Origin of the sequence: Cellulomonas sp. ATA003, from assembly GCF_031582905.1 — a bacterium.
In the GTDB taxonomy this organism is placed as follows: Bacteria; Actinomycetota; Actinomycetes; order Actinomycetales; family Cellulomonadaceae; genus Pengzhenrongella.
In genome coordinates this window covers 499,279-517,513 of sequence record NZ_CP133990.1, presented here as the reverse complement: position 1 = coordinate 517,513, position 18,235 = coordinate 499,279, and the positions used below count along the sequence as shown (strand labels likewise).

Below are 18,235 nucleotides of genomic sequence, written 5' to 3'. Positions count from 1 at the left end.
CCGCCTTGGGGCCCGTCGGCCCGTCGGCCTCTCGGTCAAACCACGGCGTCCCGCAGGGTCTGCCGCTGGCGGCCCAGGCCCTCGATCTCGATCTCCATCACGTCGCCCGCCCGGAGGTACGGGAACCGTCCGGACAGGGCCACGCCCTGCGGGGTGCCGGTGTTGACGACGTCCCCCGGCTCGAGCACGAGGTACTGGGACAGGTGCCAGACGAGGTACGGGACGTCGAAGATCATGTCCGCGGTGGAGGAGTCCTGGCGCGGCTCGCCGTTGACCCAGGACCGCAGCCGGAGACCCGCCGGGTCCACCTCGTCGGCGGTGACGAGGGACGGCCCGAGCGGGTTGAAGGTCTCGCACGACTTGCCCTTCGACCACTGCCCGCCCGACTCCTCGAGCTGGTACGTGCGCTCGCTGACGTCGTTGGAGACGGTGTAGCCGGCGATGTGCGCGACCGCCGACCCACGGTCCGGCAGGTAGCGTGCGCGCGCGCCGATCACGACGGCGAGCTCGACCTCCCAGTCCACGGTGGTGGCGCCCGGCGGCACCAGCACGTCGTCGTCCGGCCCGACGACGGTGCCCGGGTGCTTGTGGAAGATGATCGGGGTGGTGGGCGGCTCCGCCCCCGACTCCGCCGCGTGAGCCGCGTAGTTCTGCCCGACGCAGATCACTGCGGCGGGACGAGCGACCGGCGCCCCGCGCCGGAGCGACCGCGCGCCGGTGAGCTCGGGCAGCGCGCCGGCGTCGAGCGCCGCGCGCACCGCCGCGATCCCGCCGCCGGCGAAGAACGCGGGGTCGAGGTCGGCGGTGACGGGGCGCAGGTCGAGCACGGTGCTCCCGTCCTGGACGGCGGGCACCTCGGCTCCGGCGGCGCCGAGTCGCATGAGTCGCACGGGTTCTCCTCCGAGAGGTGTGGTTGGGACGTGGCCGGGCGCGGGCCGGCGAGGTGGTGGCGCGTACCGCGGCCTCAGCCGCGCTGGGAGGCGGCGGCACCGCGCAGGCGCAGCCCGTGCATGCCGCCGTCGACGGCGAGCGCCGTGCCGGTGGTGGAGGTCGCCAGCGGGCTGGCGAGGTAGCACACGGCGTGCGCCACCTCGTCGGGGGTGACCATCCGGCCGGTCGCCTGCCGCGCCTCCATCGCCGCCAGCTCGGCGGCCGGATCCGCGGCGGACGCGATGTGGCCGCGCGCCATCTGCGTGTCGACGGTCCCCGGGTTGACGCAGTTGACCCGGATCCCGTCCCCGACGTGGTCGGCGGCCATGGCCAGCGTCAGCGCCTGGACGGCGCCCTTGGACGTCGCGTAGACGGCGCGGTCGGGCAGGCCGGCCCACGCGGCGATCGAGCACGTGTTGACGACGGCGGCGTGGGCGGAGGCGCGCAGGTGCGGCAGGGCGGCACGCGTGGCCCGCGCGATCCCCAGGACGTTGACGTCCAGGACGCGGAGCCAGTCCTCGTCCGTGCTCTCCTCCACGGTGCCGCGCGCCCCGATGCCGGCGTTGTTGACCAGCACGTCGATCCCGCCCAGGTGGTCGGCCGCCTGGGCGACGGCTGCTCGCACGGCGGCGTCGTCGCGGAGGTCGCCGACGACGCCGAGGGCTCCCTCGGGCACCCCGTCCGTCGTCCGGTCCAGGGACACCACGGCTGCCCCGCGCCGCAGCAGCGCGGTCACGATGGCGGCACCGATGCCGGCGGCGCCGCCGGTGACGACCGCCCGGATCCCGTCGAACTCTCCGCCGGCGCTCCCCGTCTGCGACGTCCGGTCCACTGCGCTCATCCCTGTGCCTCTGCTCTGCCGGCCGACGCCGGCACGTCGTCGGGGTCACCGTTCCGGTCGACCTGCTCGTGAGGGTGCTGGCCGTCCGGGACGGCGTCGCGCGACCGCATGAAGTCCTCCACCTCCAACAGGTGCACGGCCATCCGCACGCGGGCCCGCTCGGGGTCCCGCGCCTCCAGCGCCGCGAGGATGGCCCCGTGCTCGGCATGGGTGCGCTGCAGCGCACCCTCGTCGGACAGCCCGCGCCACAGGCGGCCACGGACCGTCCGGCTCGCCAGGGACTCGACCAACGCGGCCAGCACCGGGTTGCCGGAGCCCATGGCGATCGCGCGGTGGAAGGCGATGTCGCAGCCCATGAGGAGCTCGTGGTCCACCGGCGCACGGCCGAGGACCTCGGTGGCCTCGTCGAGGGCCTGGCGGGCGTGCTCGAGCATCTCGGGGCCCATCGTGCTCGCGGCCATCGCGGCAGCCTCGGTCTCCAGGATGCGTCGCACGACGTGGAAGGACTCGGCGCCACCGGTCTCGCCCTGCAGCTCCACCGCCAGCCCGACGGGGGCGAACAGCATGGAGGGCCCGAGGCTGGTCACGTACGTGCCGTCGCCCTGACGTGTCTCCAGCACACCGAGGATGGCCAGGGCCCGGACCCCTTCGCGGAGCGACCCGCGGGAGACCCCGAGGAGGTCCGCGAGGTCCTTCTCCACCGGGAGCCGGCTTCCCGGCACCAGCTCACCGTCGAGGATCATCCGGCGGATGCCGTCGACGACCTCGTCGCTGCGGGACCGGGGACGCACCCGCACGTCGCTCATCCGGGCACCCGGGTCGACGACGGCGACGTCGCCGTCCGGACCTTCCCGGCACCGGCACCGGCGCTGGCGCTGGCGCTCGTGGGTCGAGCCATGGTTCCCCCGCTGCATTCGTCGGATGACCTGACAGTAGCCCACCACCGAGCGGCATCCGACGCCACGCGAGCGGTCGACCGCGCGCGAACATCGGGACGGACACACCTGAAGTGCCCGCGGAAGAGGTCATATCTCTCGTGGCGCCTCGCGAGCCGGCGGGTGCCGCACGGTCCCGTCACGGCAGCCGGTCCTGGTCCGGCACGAGACCGTCGAGCTCGGCCCACAGGTCGTCCGGGATCGGCACGTGCAGCTGCTCGTGCGTGTCGCGGACGGACGCGACCCGGCCCGCCCCGGTCACCACGGCATCCACGGCCGGGTGGCGGGTCGGGAACTGCAGCGCTGCGGCGCGCAGGGTGACACCTCGGGCCTCGCACGCCGCCGCCATCCGCCGGGCGGTGTCGACCAGCCAGTCCGGCGCCGGCGCGTAGTTGAACGGTGCGCCGGGCCGCGGGTCGGCCAGCAGGCCCGAGTTGAGGACCCCCGCCACGAGCACTCGGACGCCGCGTTCCGCGCAGGCCGCCAGCAGCGTCCGCTCGGCTCGACGGTCCAGCACCGAGTAGCGGCCGGCGATCATCACCGTGTCACTGCAGGGTCTCGCGCACGAAGCGCTCCGCGACCTCGGTGTCGTTGGTGCCGACCCCGAAGCCGGTGATCCGGCCGGCGTCGCGCATCTCGGCCAGGGCCGGCGCCGCCTCCCCGAGGGCCTGAGCCATGTGGTCCTCGGGGTCGTGGACGAAGACGACGTCGACGCGGTCCAGCCCCAGCCGGCCCAGCGACTCCTCGACCGAGCGGCGGACCCCGTCGGTGGAGTAGTCGAGGACCCGGGAGCGGGCGGGCGTCCCGAAGAACCCGTCGGTGCCGTCGACGACCGCGGTGTCGGCCACGAGCAGGCGACCGACCTTGGTGGACACCGTGAAGGAGTCGCGCGGCCTGTCCCGCAGGAACTCGCCCAGGTACTCCTCGGACTGCCCGACGCCGTAGTGCGGTGCGGTGTCGAAGCTCCGGACGCCGAGGTCCCACGCCGCCCGGAGGGCGGCGTGGGCGTCCTCGCGCGTGACCGGTCGGTACAGGCCGCCGAGCGCCGCGCAGCCGAAGACCGAGGTCACCGCGCCTCCTCCGTCAGGTCCCACACCACGGGCAGGCCCGCGTCTCCGCCGGCCTGCGAGTAGTCGTGGGTGACCTCCTGCATGGTCGCCATACGCCGTTGCCAGGCGATGTTGACCGGCAGGTGCTCGAGGTCGGCCAGGAGCCCGGCGTAGTCCTCGCACTCGAGCACGTGGAACAGGTCCTGCCCGCTGCGCCAGATGGTCCACTCGGTGGCTCCGGCGGCGCGGATGGCTGCGACCAGCTCCGGGGGACCTCCCGGTGCGCCGCGTCGTACTCCTCCTTCCGTCCGGCCGTCACGCGGGTGTGCAGGGCAACACGCATCGTCGGCTCCCTCCCCGGCCCCGAGGCCCTCACGCCTGCTGCACGACGACGGGGCCGGGACGGCCCTCGGCCGGCTCGACGACGAGGGCGCCGTCGTCCCGGACGGCAGCGGTTCCCCACGACGGCTCGACGCTCGTCACCGGCTGACCCGGGCGGGTCCAGCCGGTCACCACGACCGGCTCGGTACCACCGTCCGGCCGGTCGACGAAGCAGACCTCGCCGCCGTCGGTCCGGATCGCCCGCGCCCACCCGTCTCCGGCGGCCTCCGGCTCCGTCGACGCACGTTGCGCCCCGACGAGCAGCGGCTTGGCGACCCGCATCCACCGGCCCATGACGGTCAGCGCCTCGAGCTGGTTCCCCGGGATGGTGCCGTCCGCCTTCGGGCCGATGTTCAGCAGGAAGTGCCCGCCGCGCGACACCACGTCGGTCAGGTGGCGGGCGATCCCCGGGCCGTCCAGGCAGTGCTCGGGTCCCTCGACCTGGTTGTAGCCGAAGGACAGCCCGATGCCGCGGTTGTTCTCCCACTGCTCCTCGGTCTCCGACTCCCGCCCGAGCTGGTACTCGCTGGTGGCGTAGTCGTGGTGCGGGACACCCCACCGGTCGTTGACGACGCCCTGCGGGTTGCGGGCGTAGAAGCTCTCGAACAGGGTGCCCAGGCCGTGCTCGCCGAAGTGCTTGCCCTCGTCGGGCCACTCGATGTCGTTCCACAACACGTCGGGCTCGTAGCGGTCGATCAGGTCCCGCACGTGCTCGTACGCGTATCGGGCGTACTCGGCGTCCTTGGGCCGCCCGGAGCCGTGGACGCTCTCGAAGGTCACGTGCGGCGGCATCGGCCGCACGTGCCAGTCCAGCCCGCCCGAGTAGTACAGGCCCAGGTGGATGCCTCGCTCCTTCGCCGCGGCGCTGATCTCGCCGATGAGGTCGCGCTGCGGGCCGCGATGCACGGTGTTGCGGGTGCCGGTACCCGGGGCGTCCCACAACCCGATCCCGTCGTGGTGCTTCGTGGTCGGGACGACGTAGTCCGCGCCACATCCGGCGACGACGTCCATGAGCGCGCCGGCGTCGAAGCTCTCCGCCTTCCACATGTCCAGCAGGTCGTCGTACGCCAGGTCGCCGTAGGTCTCGCGGTGGTGCCGCTGCGCCGGGCTGCCGTCGATGCGGATGCTGTTGTCGTACCACTCCGCATACGGGTTGTGGGCGAACCACTCCTCCTCGGCGACCGTCCCGAGCTCCCCGGTCGGCTCCCCCACGCGGGGACCGAGTACGCGCCCCAGTGGATGAAGATGCCGAACGGTGCCTTGCGGAACCACTCCGGGGTGGGTCGGCTCAGGGAGTCCCAGCGGGCGCGGTCGGTCATCGTGTTCCCCTTCGGTATGCGTGTGGTTCGTGCGGTGGGTCGTGCGGGTGGTCGCGCGGGTGGTCGCGCGCGTTGCGGTGCGGGTGCGTTGCGGTGGGGGTGCGGCGGTCGGCGGACGTCAGCGCCCGCCGAAGCCACCGAGGTTGATGCCCTTGGCGAGCTGCCTCTGCATGGCCAGGACGATGAGCAGGCTCGGGACGACGGCGAGGGTGGCCGCCGCCATCAGCGGCCCCCAGTCCGTCCCGCGCTCCCCGAGAACATCTGCAGGCCGAGCGGGATCGTCGCCCGCTCCGCGCTGTTGATGACGATGAGCGGCCACAGGAAGCTGTTCCAGTACTCGATGAAGATGAACGCCCCCACGACGCTCAGCGGCGCGCGCAGCAGCGGCGTGATGACGTGCCAGAGGATGCGGATCTGGCCGGCCCCGTCCAGCCGCGCGGCCTCCTCGTAGTCGCGCGGCAGCGTGAGCAGGAACTGCCGGAGCATGAAGGCGCCGAACGCGCCGAAAGCGAACGGCACGATGAGGACCGCGTAGGTGTCCACCAGCCCCGCCCGGTTGGCCATGATGTACAGGGGGACGATGAGCACCTCCTGCGGCAGGACGAGGCTGCCGAGGAAGATGAGGAAGAAGCGGTCGCGGTACCGGAAGGTCAGTCGGGAGAACGCGTAGGCCGACAGCAGGGAGACCACCATGGCCAGAAGAGCCCCCGTGGCGGCCACGAAGAAGGTGTTGAGCATGATGCGGGCGAACGGGATGGACGTCCAGACGGTGGCGTAGTTCGACCACTGGACCGACGAGCCGACCAGGCTGCCGCCGCTGGACAGGACCTCCATGCTCGGCTTGAGGGAGCTCGCCAGCATCCACACGAACGGGGCGAAGAAGACGGCCCCGACGACGATGATGCCCACCCGGCTCACGACGGTCCCGGCCGAGGGCGACGTCCTGCGCTGGTCAGCTCTCATAGTTCACCCACCGCTTCTGGCCCACGAACTGCAGCGCCGTGATCAGCATGACGAACACGAACAGCACCCAGGCGAGCGCCGAGGCGTAGCCGAGATCGTTGAACGAGAACCCCTGGCGGTACAGGTACAGCACCAGGGTGTTCGTGGCGTCACCGGGCCCGCCGTTCGTGAGCATGTACGGCTGGGTGAAGACCTTGAAGGCACCGATGACGGTCATGATCGTGCAGAAGAAGACCGACGGTGACAGCATCGGGAAGATCACCTTGGCGAAGCGGCCCCACCCGGTCGCGCCGTCGATCAGCGCCGCCTCGAGGACGTTCGGGCTGATGTTGTTGAGGCCGGCCGACAGGACCACGATGTTGTAGCCGATGCCCTGCCAGATCGACATCGCGATCAGCGACACCATCGCCAGGGTCGAGTCGCCCAGCCACGACGGACCGTCGATCCCCACCAGCGCCAGCACCGAGTTGACGAGCCCGCCGTCGTCGAGCATCAGGCGCCACACCAGGGCGTTCGCCACCATCGGCACCACGACCGGGACGAAGAACAGCACCCGGAAGAACGGCGCCCACGACCCCAGGCGCTGCAGCCAGACCGCAATCGCGACCGCGAGCACGAGGTTCAGCGTGGTGTAGGCCACGGTGAACAGCACCGTGTTGCCGAGCACACGCCAGAACTGCGGGTCGCTGGCGAGCATGTAGGTGTAGTTGTCCGCCCCGACGAACTCCGGCGCGCCGAACAGCGGCCACCGGAACAGGCTGATCGCGAGCGAGGCGACCAGCGGGACGACGATGAAGATCACGAACCCGGTCATGCCGGGCGCGAGGTACTTCAGCGCGAGCCGCCCGTCGCCCGCCGGGGCGACCCGGCCCGCTCCGTCGCTCGCCGGACCGTCCTGCGGCGCCACCGCCCCCACGCGGCACGGTGGCCGTCGGGGCGGTGGTCATCGCACCGATTCCTGCACGTCCGTGAGGATCTCCTCCGCGGTGCGGTTGCCGCGGTAGCCGTCGCTGGAGTACCGCGTGAAGGCGGTCTCGACCTGGTTCCAGTCGGCCGTGGTCTCCAGGGGCGCGCCGTTCGCGAGCAGTGCTTCGACGACCGCGACGTCGGACTCCGGCTTGCCCTCGGCCCACGCGTCCAGCGAGGCCTCGACCGACGGCACGGTCCCGCGGTTCCGGCCGACCTCACCGACGACCTCGGGCGTGGTGATCTTCATGATGGTGGCGAACGCAGCCTCCGGGTCGTCGCACGACTGCGAGATCCCGAACCCGGAGCCCTGGATGAAGCCCCGCGGCTCGCCCGAGTCCGAGGGCACGACGGCGATCCCCACCTCGGCCTGCGTGCCGCTGCTGAGGGTCTCGTAGAACCACGGGCCCTCGATGAGCATGGCCGCGTTGCCGGCCATGAACTCCTGGAGGTGCACGTCCACCGGGTCACCGGACTGCGGGGCCTCCGCCACGCCGTGCTCGGCCACGAGGTCGAAGGCCCACTGGATCTCCTCGACGAACTCGGGGTCGGTCAGGGTCAGCTCACCGTCCTGCACGGCGGTGTGACCGTTGGCGAACGCGATCGGGACGCCCGGGCCACCGGTGAAGGCGGGGGGCACGGCGGTCCCGTAGACGCCGTCGGTCGTCAGCGCCTCGAGGTCCTCGAGGAACTGGTCGGTCGTGTAGTCGAGGGTCGGCTCGGCCACCCCCGCGGCCGCGAGCAGGTCCTTGTTGTAGTAGAGGACGACCGGCTCGGCGTCGTACGGGATGGCACGGAGCGTCCCGTCGAGGGTCATCCCCTCGATCATGGCCTCGTTGTACATGCTCACGTCGAGGCCGGCGTCCTCGGCGAGGTCGTCGAGCGGCATGAGGATCTCGGCGAGCTCCTGCGCGCGCGCGGCCTGCGTGGTGAGGATGCACGGGGCGTCCGAGGCGGCCATGCGCGTGCGCACCGCCGTCCAGTAGTCGGGGTAGGAGGGCCCCTCCATCTCGAGCGTGAAGTCCGGGTCCTCCATCTGGGCGGCGGTGACGAACGCCTGCCACTGCTCGCGGTCGCCCTCGTTGCTGATCCACGTGTACATCGAGGACGCGGCGGCCGAGGCCCCGCCGCCGGCGGTCTCGCCGGTGCCGCCGGCGCCGCTGCCGCCGTCCCCGCACGAGGTGAGAAGCACGGTGGCCAGGCCGGCGGCACCGAGTGCGGTCATCTTCTTCGAGTTCATGCCGACTCCTTCGTCGATCGGGCAGGGCACGGGCCGTCGGAGGCTCGTGGTGGTGCGGTCAGTGCCGGACGGGCACGACCAGGTCTCGACCGTCGCGACGCCGGACGGGCGCGGGACGGGTGGCAGCGCGGGGCACGCGACCCCGCCCTCCTCCCGACGTCGTCCACGACGTCGATGGCGCCGAGGCCGATCACGCCACGGCCCCCTCTCGACGACGGCGCCGGGCGCTGCGTCGTGCGCTGCGTCGTGCCGCCAGACCCGACCGTCCGGGTAGGTGTGGGCCTCGATCGAGGACCGCTTCATGCGGGCGCTCATCCCGGGTGCACTCGGCGCCCGGTACCGCCCGCGCTCGATGCGCACCGGGTCGACGAAGTGCTCGTGGAGGTGGTCGACGTACTCCACCGCGCGGTCCTCCAGACTCCCGGAGATGGCCACGAAGTCGGCCATCGCCAGGTGCTGGACGAGCTCGCACAGCCCCACACCACCGGCGTGCGGGTAGACGGGCACCCGGAACTTGCGAGCGAGGAGCAGGATCGCGAGGTTCTCGTTCACACCGCCCACACGGGTCGCGTCGATCTGGATGAGGTCCACCGCGCCGGCCTGCATGAGCTGCTTGAACACCGTGCGGTTCGGCGTGTGCTCGCCGGTGGAGACGGGTACGCCGACACGGGAGCGGATCGCCGCGTGGGCGAGGATGTCGTCCGGGCTGGTGGGCTCCTCGATCCAGGCGAGGTCGTAGGGCTCCAGCGCCGACATCCAGCGCACGGCGTCCTCGACGTCCCATCGCTGGTTGGCGTCGACCGCGAGGCGGACGTCCGGACCGACGGCGTCCCGCGCGACCGCCAGGCGCCGGACGTCGTCGTCCAGCGAGAGCCCCACCTTGAGCTTGATGGTGCGGTAGCCCTCGGCCACCGCCTGGCGGCACAGGACGGCGAGCTTCTCGTCGGAGTACCCGAGCCAGCCCGGCGACGTCGTGTACGCCGGGTACCCGTGCTCCTCGAGGTACGCACGCCGGTCGCTGCGGCCGTCCGCCGCCTCCCTCAGCATGGCGAGGGCCTCGTCGGGCGTCAGGGCATCGGACAGGTACCGCCAGTCGATGCAGGACACGATCTGCTGCGGCTTCATGTCCGAGATGAAGCGCCACAGCGGCTTGTCGGCGCGCCGGGAGGCCAGGTCCCACGCCGCGTTCACCACCGCGCCGATCGCCATGTGCATGACGCCCTTCTCGGGCCCCAGCCAGCGCAGCTGGGAGTCATCGGTGAGCCGACGCGAGAACGCACCGAGGTCGTCGCACACCTCGTCGAGGTCCAGGCCGACGACGTGGTGCGCGAGCGCCGAGATCGCCACCGTCTGCACGTCGTTGCCGCGACCGATCGTGAAGACCAGGCCGTGCCCCTCCAGGTCCGCCCCGTCCGGCGCTGCCGCCTCGTCGGTCCGCAGGACGACGTAGGCCGCCGAGTAGTCGGGGTCCGGGTTCATGGCGTCGGAGCCGTCCAGCTGGCGCGACGTCGGGAACCTGACATCCCGGGTCTCGAGTGCCGTGATCGTGGCCATGTGTGCGTGGGTGTCCTTCCATGGCACGGGCGGCTGCGCGCGGGGCGTCCTTGCTCCACGGGCCGCTGTGCGGGCCTTCTATGATTAGACGTTTGATGTATAGCACGCTCAGCCTGCTGCACACCAGGCCCCCAGCGAGACCTCCCCGGCGCCGGATGCGCGCCGGGACATTGGTGCCCGGTGACTCCAGATGGCAACGTCGGCGCAGGTCGCGCGCGCGAGCTGGCTACCGGCACGGATCGCGCTGGCCCGCGGTGGCGCACGGTCGACCGGCTCGATGCCCAGCAAGCCTGCCCGCTCAGACCTCTGATGTTCCTCGCGGACATGCGCTCGCGCGGACCGACGCCGGACCCGCCCCTCAGTCTGGCGGCGGCCGCGATCGATGCTGGTCCGCGCTCGCCGCCCACCTCCGCCCCCCAGCGCGACCATGTCGCGTGCCGACTGTTGATACTGTCGGTGAGAGATCTGATGAATAACCGTCGGCGCGGCGGTCCCCACGCTCCCGGTCCCGGTGGAGCCGCACCGCCGTGCATCGAGTCGTGTCCTGCGAGGGTGGAGATGTGATGAGAGCCGTTGAGGTCGTGAGCCCCGGCGAGATCGCCGTCGTCGAGCGAGCGAGACCCGCTCCCGGCCCGGGTGAGGCGCTGCTGCGCGTGCGGTACGCGGGCATCTGCGGTTCGGACCTGCAGACGGTCGCAGGGACGCAGCCCTTCGCGACGTATCCCCGCGTCCCGGGGCACGAGTTCTCCGCTGAGGTGGTCGACGTCAACGGGCACGCGCCCCACCTGCGCCCCGGGCTGCTCGTGGTCGGCAACCCGTACTTCAACTGCGGGGCGTGCTACCCCTGCCGTCGTGGACGGGTGAACTGCTGCGAGCAGAACGAGACGATGGGTGTGCACCGCGACGGGGCCTTCCAGGAGTACATCGTGATGCCCGTCGAGCGGCTGCACCCGGCCACCGGCGTCGATCCGCAGATCGCGGCCATGGTCGAGCCCTTCTCGATCGGGTGGCACGCGATGAAGCGGGCGCGGGTCGTCGAAGGACACCGGGTGCTGGTGATCGGCGCCGGCGCGATCGGCATGCTGACGATGGTCTCCGCCCAGGCGATGGGCGCCGACGTGTGGATCGCCGACGTCCTGCCGGAGCGCCTGGAGGTCGCGGCAGCCATGGGCGCCCGGGGCACCTACGACCTGCGCCGGACCGACGTCGGGAAAGCCGTGACGGCTGCGACCGGCGGCGACGGCTTCGACGTCGTCGGCGAGGCGACCGGGCTCCCGGTCAGCCTGCTCAACGCCATCGAGGCGGCAGCCTTCGGGGGCGTCATCGCTCTCATCGGGAACGGCACGCGCGACGTGACCCTGAACCAGTCGGTCCTCATCAAGAAGGAGCTCGACGTCGTGGGGTCCCGCAACAGTCTGGGTGCGTTCGGTCCCCTGCTGGAGCTCCTCCGCAGACGCACGGTGGACATCGCACCGGTCCGCACCTCGGTCCGCCGGTTCACCGAGGTGGTGGACGCCATGGAGGGCCTGCGTGAGCATCCTGCGCGCAACATCAAGGTCCTCATCGACTTCTGACCTGCTCGGACCCGCACCCACCCGCCGTCGTCCCCGGTGCCGCCTCCTCCTCCCACGGGAGGAGGGCGCCGCCGGCCGGATCTCCTCCGCCGGCAGGTGCTGGGCACCCCGACCGTCTCCGTAGCGTCGCCGACGGACGCCCAGCCGGCCGCCGTCCGAGGACAGGGAGACGCCATGATCGAGGTGGAGGCGCTGACCAAGCGCTACGGGAGCACGACGGCGGTGGACGGGCTGACCTTCACCGCCCGGCCCGGGACGGTCACCGGCTTCCTGGGGCCCAACGGCGCAGGCAAGTCCACGACGATGCGCGTCGTCGTCGGGCTCGAGCGCCCGACGTCCGGCACGGCGACCGTCGCCGGTCACCGGTACGCCGACCTGCCCGCGCCGCTGCACGCGGTGGGCGTGATGCTCGACGCCCGCTCGGTGCACCCGGGCCGCACGGCGTACAAGCACCTGCTCGCGATGGCGCAGACCCACGGCATCGGCAAGGCCCGCGTGCGCGAGGTCATCGCGCAGACCGGTCTGGAGCCGGCGGCCGACCGCCGCGCGGGCACGTTCTCGCTCGGGATGGGGCAGCGGCTCGGCATCGCCGGGGCGCTGCTGGGCGACCCGGCCACGCTGGTCCTCGACGAGCCGGTCAACGGCCTCGATCCCGACGGCGTGCTGTGGGTGCGGCGGCTGGTGCGCGAGCTCGCAGCCGAGGGCCGCACGGTGCTCCTCTCGTCGCACCTCATGCACGAGCTCGCGCTGTGCGCCGACCGGGTCGTGATCATCGGTCGCGGGCGGCTGTTGGCCGACGCCACGGTCGCCGAGATCGTCGACCGCTCGGAGCGCGCCGGCGTCGTGCGGGTGCGGACGACCGACCCCGAGCCGCTGGCCCACGAGCTCGTCTCCGTCGGGGCGGACGTCGCGCCGCAGGGGGCGGGGTCCTGCACGTGCGGGGCGCGTCGGTCGACGACGTCGGTACCGCCGCACGCCGGTGCGGGGTGACCGTCCTGGAGCTCGGCACCGAGTCGGGGACGCTCGAGGAGGCGTACCTGCAGCTGACGGGGGACGCCGTCGAGTACCGCGCGGTCGACGCCCGGGGTGGTGCCCGATGAGCGCCGCGACGCGCGCGCCGTACCGCGGCCGGGCCGCGACGCCCACACTCGCGGGCCCGACGTTCCCCTCCGTCGTCGCGTCCGAGTGGACCAAGCTGACCTCGCTGCGCTCGCCGTGGTGGACCGCTGCCGTGACGGTCGTGGTGACCGGCGCGATCACCTACCTCAGCGCCCAGGCGTCCTCGACGGACCCCGGCTTCCAGCCCACCGGGTCGGTCTCCACGGGCCTGCTGCTGGGCCAGATCGGGCCGCTCGTCCTGGGGGTGCTGGTCGGGGCCGGCGAGTTCCGCACCGGCGCCTTCCGGACGACGTTCACCCTGGTGCCCCGGCGCCTGCCGGTGCTCGCCGCACAGACGCTGGCCGTGACGGTGTTCGCGCTCGTCATGGCCGTGCTCGCGACGGCCACGAGCGTCCTGGCGCTCGTGCCCGCAGCAGCGTCGCGCGACCTCCCGCTCGAGCTGACCGCCGGCGACACCCCGGGGGTCCTGCTCGGCATGGTGCTGTTCGGGGTCGGGCTGGCGCTCCTCGGGTTCTCGCTGGGCGCGCTGCTCCGCCGGACCGTCCCGGCCATGCTCACGACGCTCGTCGTGGTGCTGATCCTGCCCGTCGTCCTCTCGCTGGCGAGCGACCCGCTGCTGGGCGGCGCCGACCCGTCCTCGCTCGCCGCGACCGACGAGGTCGTCGGGACGACGGCCGTCGGCTGGCTCCTGGCTGCCACGCCCGGCGGCGCCGCCCAGCTCATGACGGTCCCCGCCTCGGCCGGCTCGGTGCCCGGCACACCCGACCTGGGGCCGGTGGGCGGCGGCCTCGTCCTCGCGGCCTGGGTCGTCACCACACTCGTGGCCGCGGCCGTGCGCCTGCGCAGCCGGGACGTGCGATGACGACCGCCACCCCGGCGCCCCGGGCAACGCACCGCGCGGCACGCGGGGCTCCCGCCCGGACGGGGCCCACCCCGGCCCGGGTGCTCCGCGCGGAGTGGACCAAGCTCACGAGCGTGGGCTCGAACGCCTGGCTCGCGCTGGGCACGGTCCTCGTCACGGCGGGCGTCGCGTACGGGCTGGGCCTGTTCGTCCGGCCCGACGACGGCCGGTCCGGGTCCTGGGTGGTCACCTCGGGCCTCCTGGTCGCCCAGCTCGGGTCACTGGTCCTCGGCGCGGGGGTCGGGACGTCGGAGCACACGACCGGGACGGCACGGACGACCTTCGCCGCCGTCCCCCGCCGCCTTCCCGTCCTCGCCGCGCAGGTCGGGGTCACGGCGGCCGCCGCGCTGGTCACGGCGCTCGCCGCGCTGGGCGCCTCGGTCCTCGCGACGACACCGGCGCGCGCCGGTGACGCCCCCGGGCTCGACCTGTCCGTGCCGGGGACGTCCCGGGCGCTGGTGGGCTTCGTCGTGGCGTGCGTGGCGGTCGCCCTGCTCGGGCTCGGCCTGGGCGCTGTGCTGCGCCGCCCCGCCGACGCGCTCGTCGCCGGGGTGGTGCTCGCCGTCGTCGGTGACCACCTGCTCGCGGCCAACCCCGGCCGCGTCACCGACACCATCCGCGCGCTCCTGCCGTCGTCCGGGGCCCGGCTCGCGCAGGACGACGCCGCGCTCGCGGCGCTCGACGCGGCGACGCGCGGCCCCCAGCTCGGGGCGTGGGGCGGCGGGGTCGTCCTCGGTGCGTGGGTCCTCGTGGTGCTCGCCGCGGCGGCGTACCGGCTGCGCCGCCATGACGTCCGCTGACCGTGCCGGCACCCGGTTGGTCGGGCGACCGGCCGCGCGGGTACCGAGCCCCGCCTCCGGGCCCGCGTCAGGGACCACACCGGAGCCGGGATGGGAGAGTGGGACGGTGCCGACCCGACGTGCCACCCTGACGCGGACCGGAGGGTCCGGCGCGACCAACGCGCCGCCGGATCCGCCGCTCACCGAGGCGCAGGTCAGCGGCGGCAGCCCGGTCGCGCGGCTCATCCAGGCCCACCCGTGGGTCATGGACCTCGCCGTCGCCGCCGTCATCCTGCTCATCGGCCTCGTCGGGTCCATGTTCGTCTGGCAGGCAGCCGACGGCGCCCAGGCCCTCGGCCTCTACCCCCGCGACGAGGACGTGGCCACCCCGATCACCGCCACCTGGCTCCTCGGCGCCGCGGCCGGTGCCGCCCTGCTGCTCCTGCGCCGCGCGGCACCGATCACCGTCACGGTCCTGCTGACCGGCGTGGCCGTGCTCTCCCTGCTCGTCGCGGGTGTGCTCGGCGCGCTCGGCGCCTGCGTCGCGTGCGCCCTCTACAGCGTCGCGGCGGTCCACCGCACGCTCACCACCTGGGTCGTCCTCGGGGTCGTCCTGACGGCCCTCACCCTCGCGCTGTGGCGCTGGCAGGACCTCGGGCTCATCGAGGTCATCTCGTGGTTCAGCGCCGGGACCGGCACGTCGTGGGAGCCGACGCGCTACCTGGAGCAGCCGCTGTTCTCGCCGGGCCGACGCATGGGGTCGGTGCTCCTGCTGCTCGCGCTCGGGCTGCTCGGCGTCGCCGTGGGTTCGGCCGCCCGGGCCCGCCGACTGCACGCGCAGGACCTCGTCGAGCGCTACCGGGCGCTGGCCCGCGAGCGCGACCAGAGCGCCGCCCTGGCCCGCGCCGCCGAGCGCGCGCACATCGCACGCGAGATGCACGACGTCGTCGCGCACAGCCTGTCGGTCATGGTCGCCCTCGCCGACGGCGCCGACGCCGCCTTCGAGCGCGCCCCGGCAGGGTCCCGGGACGCCGTGCGCCAGGTCGCGCGCACCGGCCGGTCCGCGCTGGCCGACATGCAGCGTGTCCTCGGCGCGCTCGGTCCGGGGGCCGACCACGAGGACCATGGCGTCGCTCCCACGGAGGTCGACCTGTCCACCGTCGTGCACCGCTTCGGGACCGCGGGGATGCCGGTCACCGCGACCGGTCTGGACACCACGCTGCCGGACGACACGTCGGTGCGCCTCGCCGTCACCCGCATCCTCGGGGAGGCGCTGACCAACGTGCTGCGGCACGCGCCGGGGGCGGCGTCTGTCGAGGTCGCGGTACGCCGCACGCCCGACACGGTCGAGGTGGAGGTCGTCGACAGCGGCGGCACCCGCACCGGTGACGGTCCCGGGACCGGCCGCGGCCTCGTCGGCATGCGCGAGCGGGCCGCGCTGCTCGGCGGGTACGTCGAGGCCGAGCCCCGCGCGGGCGGCGGCTGGCGGGTGCGAGCGGTGCTGCCGTCGTCGCCGGTGTGGTCGCAGGAGCGGTCGCAGGAGCGGTCGCAGGAGGGGCACGGACGATGACGACGGTGCTGCTCGTGGACGACCAGGCGCTGCTGCGCGTCGGCTTCCGGCTCGTCCTCGAGTCCGAGCCGGACCTCGAGGTGGTCGGCGAGGCCGCCGACGGCCGGGTCGCGCTCGAGCAGGTCGGCGCCCTGGCCCCCGACGTCGTCCTCATGGACATCCGCATGCCCGGCATGGACGGCATCGAGGCGACCCGGCACATCGTCGCCGAGCACCCGGCTTCGCGCGTGCTGGTGCTCACGACCTTCGACGTCGACGACCTCGCGTTCGCCGCGCTGCGCGCCGGTGCCAGCGGCTTCCTGCTGAAGTCGGCCCGCCCGGACGAGCTCGTCGACGCGATCCGCACGGTCGCCGCGGGGACCGCGGTCGTCGCCCCGCGCGTGCTGCGCCGGATGCTCGACCTCTTCGCGCCCCACCTGCCCGCCACCGGCGAGGCGGGCCACCACGACGCCACCTCCGGCGACGGCCCGGACCCCCGCCTGCGCGTGCTCACCCCGCGCGAGCTCGACGTCCTGCGCCTCATCGCGCACGGCGCGTCGAACGCGGAGATCGCGGCCGAGCTCGTCGTGTCGGAGACCACGGTGAAGACCCACGTGGGGAACGTGTTCGCGAAGCTCGGGGCACGGGACCGCGTGCAGGCCGTGATCATCGCCTACGAGTGCGGGCTGGTCGGAAGCGGTGCGGCACGCCACTGAGTCCCCAGCACGACGAAGGCCCTCTCGATCCGCAGATCGAGAGGGCCTTCGTCGTGCTACTTGAGTAGCGGGGGCAGGATTTGAACCTGCGACCTCTGGGTTATGAGCGACGCAACCTTGCCCAATGCGGTGCGCACGGCTAGCGTCGATAGCGACATCTTCGCAGGTCAGGCGCCATATTGCTGTCCGTCGGCGTCCGGCCGCGTACGGGCTCGTACGGGTGCGGCTGCTGACCAACTGCTCACCAGAGGAGGCTCGATGGGCTGGGTCGTCGAGCGGTCCAGGCAACGCGGACGGCGGTACACGGCTGTCTACCGCGACACCCACGGGCACCTGCGCTCCGCCGGCACGTTCGACTCCCGCCGAGAGGCGGAGCGTGCAGCGATGCGGGCCGAGGACAAGATCACCGACGGGACGTGGATCGATCGCCGTGCGGGCCGGGTGACGTTCCGGACGTATGCCGAGGACGTCTGGCTGCCGTCACGCCACCTCGAGGTGTCGACGCTCGCGGCGTATCGCTCCTACCTGCGTCGGCACTTCATCCCGTTCTTCGGCGAGATGCGGCTGGCGCAGATCACCGCGTCGAACGTGCAGACGTGGGTCCGGTCTGCGCTCGACCAGGGCCTGTCCCCCCGATCGATCGCCAAGTACCACGTGCTACTGCACTCGATCTTCGCCCGCGCGGTCCGGGACCGGCTCATCGCCTTCAACCCGTGCGAGAGCACGGAGCTGCCGAAGGTGGTGACCAAGAAGGCTCGGACCCTGACACCTGAGGAGTACTCCGCCGTCCTGGCGGAGGTTCCGCCGAGGTTCAAACCCTTGGTCATGACGGCGATCGAGACCGGGCTCCGATGGGGCGAGCTCGTCGCTCTCCGACCGCGGCACGTCGACTTCCTCCGCCGAACGATCACCGTCGAGGAGACCATCGTCGAGGTCTCGCGCAAGGACTCCCCCACCGGCGAGCGCCTCATCGTCAAGCCCTACCCGAAGGACGACGAGCCCCGGACGCTTCGCGTGTCGCAAGGCCTGCTCGACGTTCTCGCGGTGCGCATCGCCGAGCTCGGCCTGGCTCGTGACGATCTGCTCTTCCCGTCGCGTGAGACCGCCGGAGGCCAGCCGCTCTCGCGCGCGACGTTCAACACACGGCACTGGAGGCCTGCGGTCGAGCGCTCTGGGGTCGACTTCGCTGTGCGCATGCACGACCTACGACATGCGCACGCGTCCTGGCTGCTCGCGGGCGGCGCCGACCTCAAGTCGGTCATGGAGCGCATGGGGCACGCGCAGATCATGACGACGCAGCGGTACCTCCACACGCTTCCCGAGGCGCAGGACGAGGCGCTCGCCGCCTTCGAAAGAGTTCGAACGCGGTAGCAAGTTGCGGTCGCACTGACCTGACACGAGCGGGGAGAGCTCCGAGCC

At 72.9% G+C, this 18,235-nt stretch carries 15 protein-coding genes and 4 pseudogenes; 7 read left to right on the top strand and 12 right to left on the bottom strand.

The genetic code is table 11. The features are described 5' to 3' along the window. Positions 1-35: 35 nt before the first annotated feature. The 12 genes and pseudogenes from REH70_RS02590 to REH70_RS02535 form a co-directional block, all read right to left on the bottom strand. A complete protein-coding gene (locus tag REH70_RS02590; protein WP_310751901.1) occupies positions 36-890 on the bottom strand; it encodes a fumarylacetoacetate hydrolase family protein in 855 nt (284 codons plus the stop codon). A 74-nt stretch (positions 891-964) separates the two neighbouring features. Continuing rightward, positions 965-1,771: an SDR family oxidoreductase gene (locus REH70_RS02585; RefSeq protein ID WP_310751898.1), complete on the bottom strand. Its 807-nt coding sequence runs from the start codon at positions 1,769-1,771 to the stop codon at positions 965-967. Next, positions 1,768-2,577 carry a FadR/GntR family transcriptional regulator gene (locus REH70_RS02580; protein ID WP_310751895.1) on the bottom strand — a complete coding sequence of 270 codons (810 nt, stop codon included), beginning with the start codon at positions 2,575-2,577 and terminating at the stop codon, positions 1,768-1,770. The genes REH70_RS02585 and REH70_RS02580 overlap by 4 nt, the downstream gene beginning before the upstream one ends. A 268-nt stretch (positions 2,578-2,845) precedes the next feature. Beyond that, complete coding sequence (locus REH70_RS02575) at positions 2,846-3,244, bottom strand: aldo/keto reductase (RefSeq protein WP_310751891.1); 399 nt, start codon at positions 3,242-3,244, stop codon at positions 2,846-2,848. A 7-nt stretch (positions 3,245-3,251) separates the two neighbouring features. Further along, a complete protein-coding gene (locus REH70_RS02570; protein ID WP_310751888.1) occupies positions 3,252-3,776 on the bottom strand; it encodes an aldo/keto reductase in 525 nt (174 codons plus the stop codon). Then, positions 3,773-4,018: an L-rhamnose mutarotase gene (locus tag REH70_RS02565; protein ID WP_396134713.1), complete on the bottom strand. Its 246-nt coding sequence runs from the start codon at positions 4,016-4,018 to the stop codon at positions 3,773-3,775. The genes REH70_RS02570 and REH70_RS02565 overlap by 4 nt, the downstream gene beginning before the upstream one ends. Positions 4,019-4,127: 109 nt before the next feature. Then, the gene (locus tag REH70_RS02560) at positions 4,128-5,348 is read right to left on the bottom strand and encodes an alpha-L-fucosidase (RefSeq protein ID WP_310751885.1); all 1,221 of its coding nucleotides are present in this window, start codon (positions 5,346-5,348) and stop codon (positions 4,128-4,130) included. Positions 5,349-5,389: 41 nt separating this feature from the next. Next, positions 5,390-5,455, bottom strand: a pseudogene (locus tag REH70_RS02555) (hypothetical protein); the annotation flags it as partial. Between the two features lie 222 nt (positions 5,456-5,677). After that, the gene (locus REH70_RS02550; RefSeq protein ID WP_310751882.1) at positions 5,678-6,373 is read right to left on the bottom strand and encodes a carbohydrate ABC transporter permease; all 696 of its coding nucleotides are present in this window, start codon (positions 6,371-6,373) and stop codon (positions 5,678-5,680) included. Positions 6,374-6,407: 34 nt separating this feature from the next. After that, positions 6,408-7,334 (bottom strand): sugar ABC transporter permease, encoded by a 927-nt coding sequence (locus tag REH70_RS02545; RefSeq protein ID WP_310751880.1) that lies wholly within the window; start codon positions 7,332-7,334, stop codon positions 6,408-6,410. 27 nt (positions 7,335-7,361) lie between these two features. Next, positions 7,362-8,444 (bottom strand): annotated as a pseudogene (locus REH70_RS02540) (ABC transporter substrate-binding protein); the annotation flags it as partial. Positions 8,445-8,873: 429 nt separating this feature from the next. After that, positions 8,874-10,178, bottom strand: a pseudogene (locus REH70_RS02535) (enolase C-terminal domain-like protein); the annotation flags it as partial. 563 nt (positions 10,179-10,741) lie between these two features. Here REH70_RS02535 and REH70_RS02530 point away from each other — a divergent pair. From REH70_RS02530 to REH70_RS02500, 7 genes and pseudogenes are all read left to right on the top strand, one after another. After that, positions 10,742-11,752, top strand: coding sequence for a zinc-binding alcohol dehydrogenase family protein (locus REH70_RS02530; protein WP_310751878.1), 1,011 nt, complete (start codon positions 10,742-10,744; stop codon positions 11,750-11,752). Between the two features lie 174 nt (positions 11,753-11,926). Then, positions 11,927-12,852 (top strand): annotated as a pseudogene (locus REH70_RS02525) (ABC transporter ATP-binding protein). After that, positions 12,849-13,733 carry a hypothetical protein gene (locus tag REH70_RS02520; protein WP_310751874.1) on the top strand — a complete coding sequence of 295 codons (885 nt, stop codon included), beginning with the start codon at positions 12,849-12,851 and terminating at the stop codon, positions 13,731-13,733. The pseudogene REH70_RS02525 and the gene REH70_RS02520 overlap by 4 nt, the downstream one beginning before the upstream one ends. Beyond that, the gene (locus REH70_RS02515) at positions 13,730-14,572 is read left to right on the top strand and encodes a hypothetical protein (RefSeq protein WP_310751871.1); all 843 of its coding nucleotides are present in this window, start codon (positions 13,730-13,732) and stop codon (positions 14,570-14,572) included. Before REH70_RS02520 ends, REH70_RS02515 begins: the two co-directional genes overlap by 4 nt. 106 nt (positions 14,573-14,678) lie before the next feature. Continuing rightward, on the top strand, positions 14,679-16,121 hold the full coding sequence (locus REH70_RS02510) for a histidine kinase (protein WP_310751869.1): 1,443 nt from the start codon (positions 14,679-14,681) through the stop codon (positions 16,119-16,121). After that, positions 16,118-16,816: a response regulator transcription factor gene (locus tag REH70_RS02505; RefSeq protein ID WP_310751866.1), complete on the top strand. Its 699-nt coding sequence runs from the start codon at positions 16,118-16,120 to the stop codon at positions 16,814-16,816. The genes REH70_RS02510 and REH70_RS02505 overlap by 4 nt, the downstream gene beginning before the upstream one ends. A gap of 258 nt (positions 16,817-17,074) precedes the next feature. Further along, positions 17,075-18,187: a tyrosine-type recombinase/integrase gene (locus REH70_RS02500; RefSeq protein WP_310751864.1), complete on the top strand. Its 1,113-nt coding sequence runs from the start codon at positions 17,075-17,077 to the stop codon at positions 18,185-18,187. Positions 18,188-18,235: the final 48 nt, after the last annotated feature.

Coding starts and splice junctions, on each gene's coding strand:
- REH70_RS02585 (WP_310751898.1), bottom strand. CDS start 1,771: ATGAGCGCAGTGGACCGGACGTCGCAGACGGGGAGCGCCGGCGGAGAG.
- REH70_RS02580 (WP_310751895.1), bottom strand. CDS start 2,577: ATGAGCGACGTGCGGGTGCGTCCCCGGTCCCGCAGCGACGAGGTCGTC.
- REH70_RS02575 (WP_310751891.1), bottom strand. CDS start 3,244: ATGATCGCCGGCCGCTACTCGGTGCTGGACCGTCGAGCCGAGCGGACG.
- REH70_RS02530 (WP_310751878.1), top strand. CDS start 10,742: ATGAGAGCCGTTGAGGTCGTGAGCCCCGGCGAGATCGCCGTCGTCGAG.
- REH70_RS02520 (WP_310751874.1), top strand. CDS start 12,849: ATGAGCGCCGCGACGCGCGCGCCGTACCGCGGCCGGGCCGCGACGCCC.
- REH70_RS02515 (WP_310751871.1), top strand. CDS start 13,730: ATGACGACCGCCACCCCGGCGCCCCGGGCAACGCACCGCGCGGCACGC.
- REH70_RS02505 (WP_310751866.1), top strand. CDS start 16,118: ATGACGACGGTGCTGCTCGTGGACGACCAGGCGCTGCTGCGCGTCGGC.
- REH70_RS02500 (WP_310751864.1), top strand. CDS start 17,075: ATGGGCTGGGTCGTCGAGCGGTCCAGGCAACGCGGACGGCGGTACACG.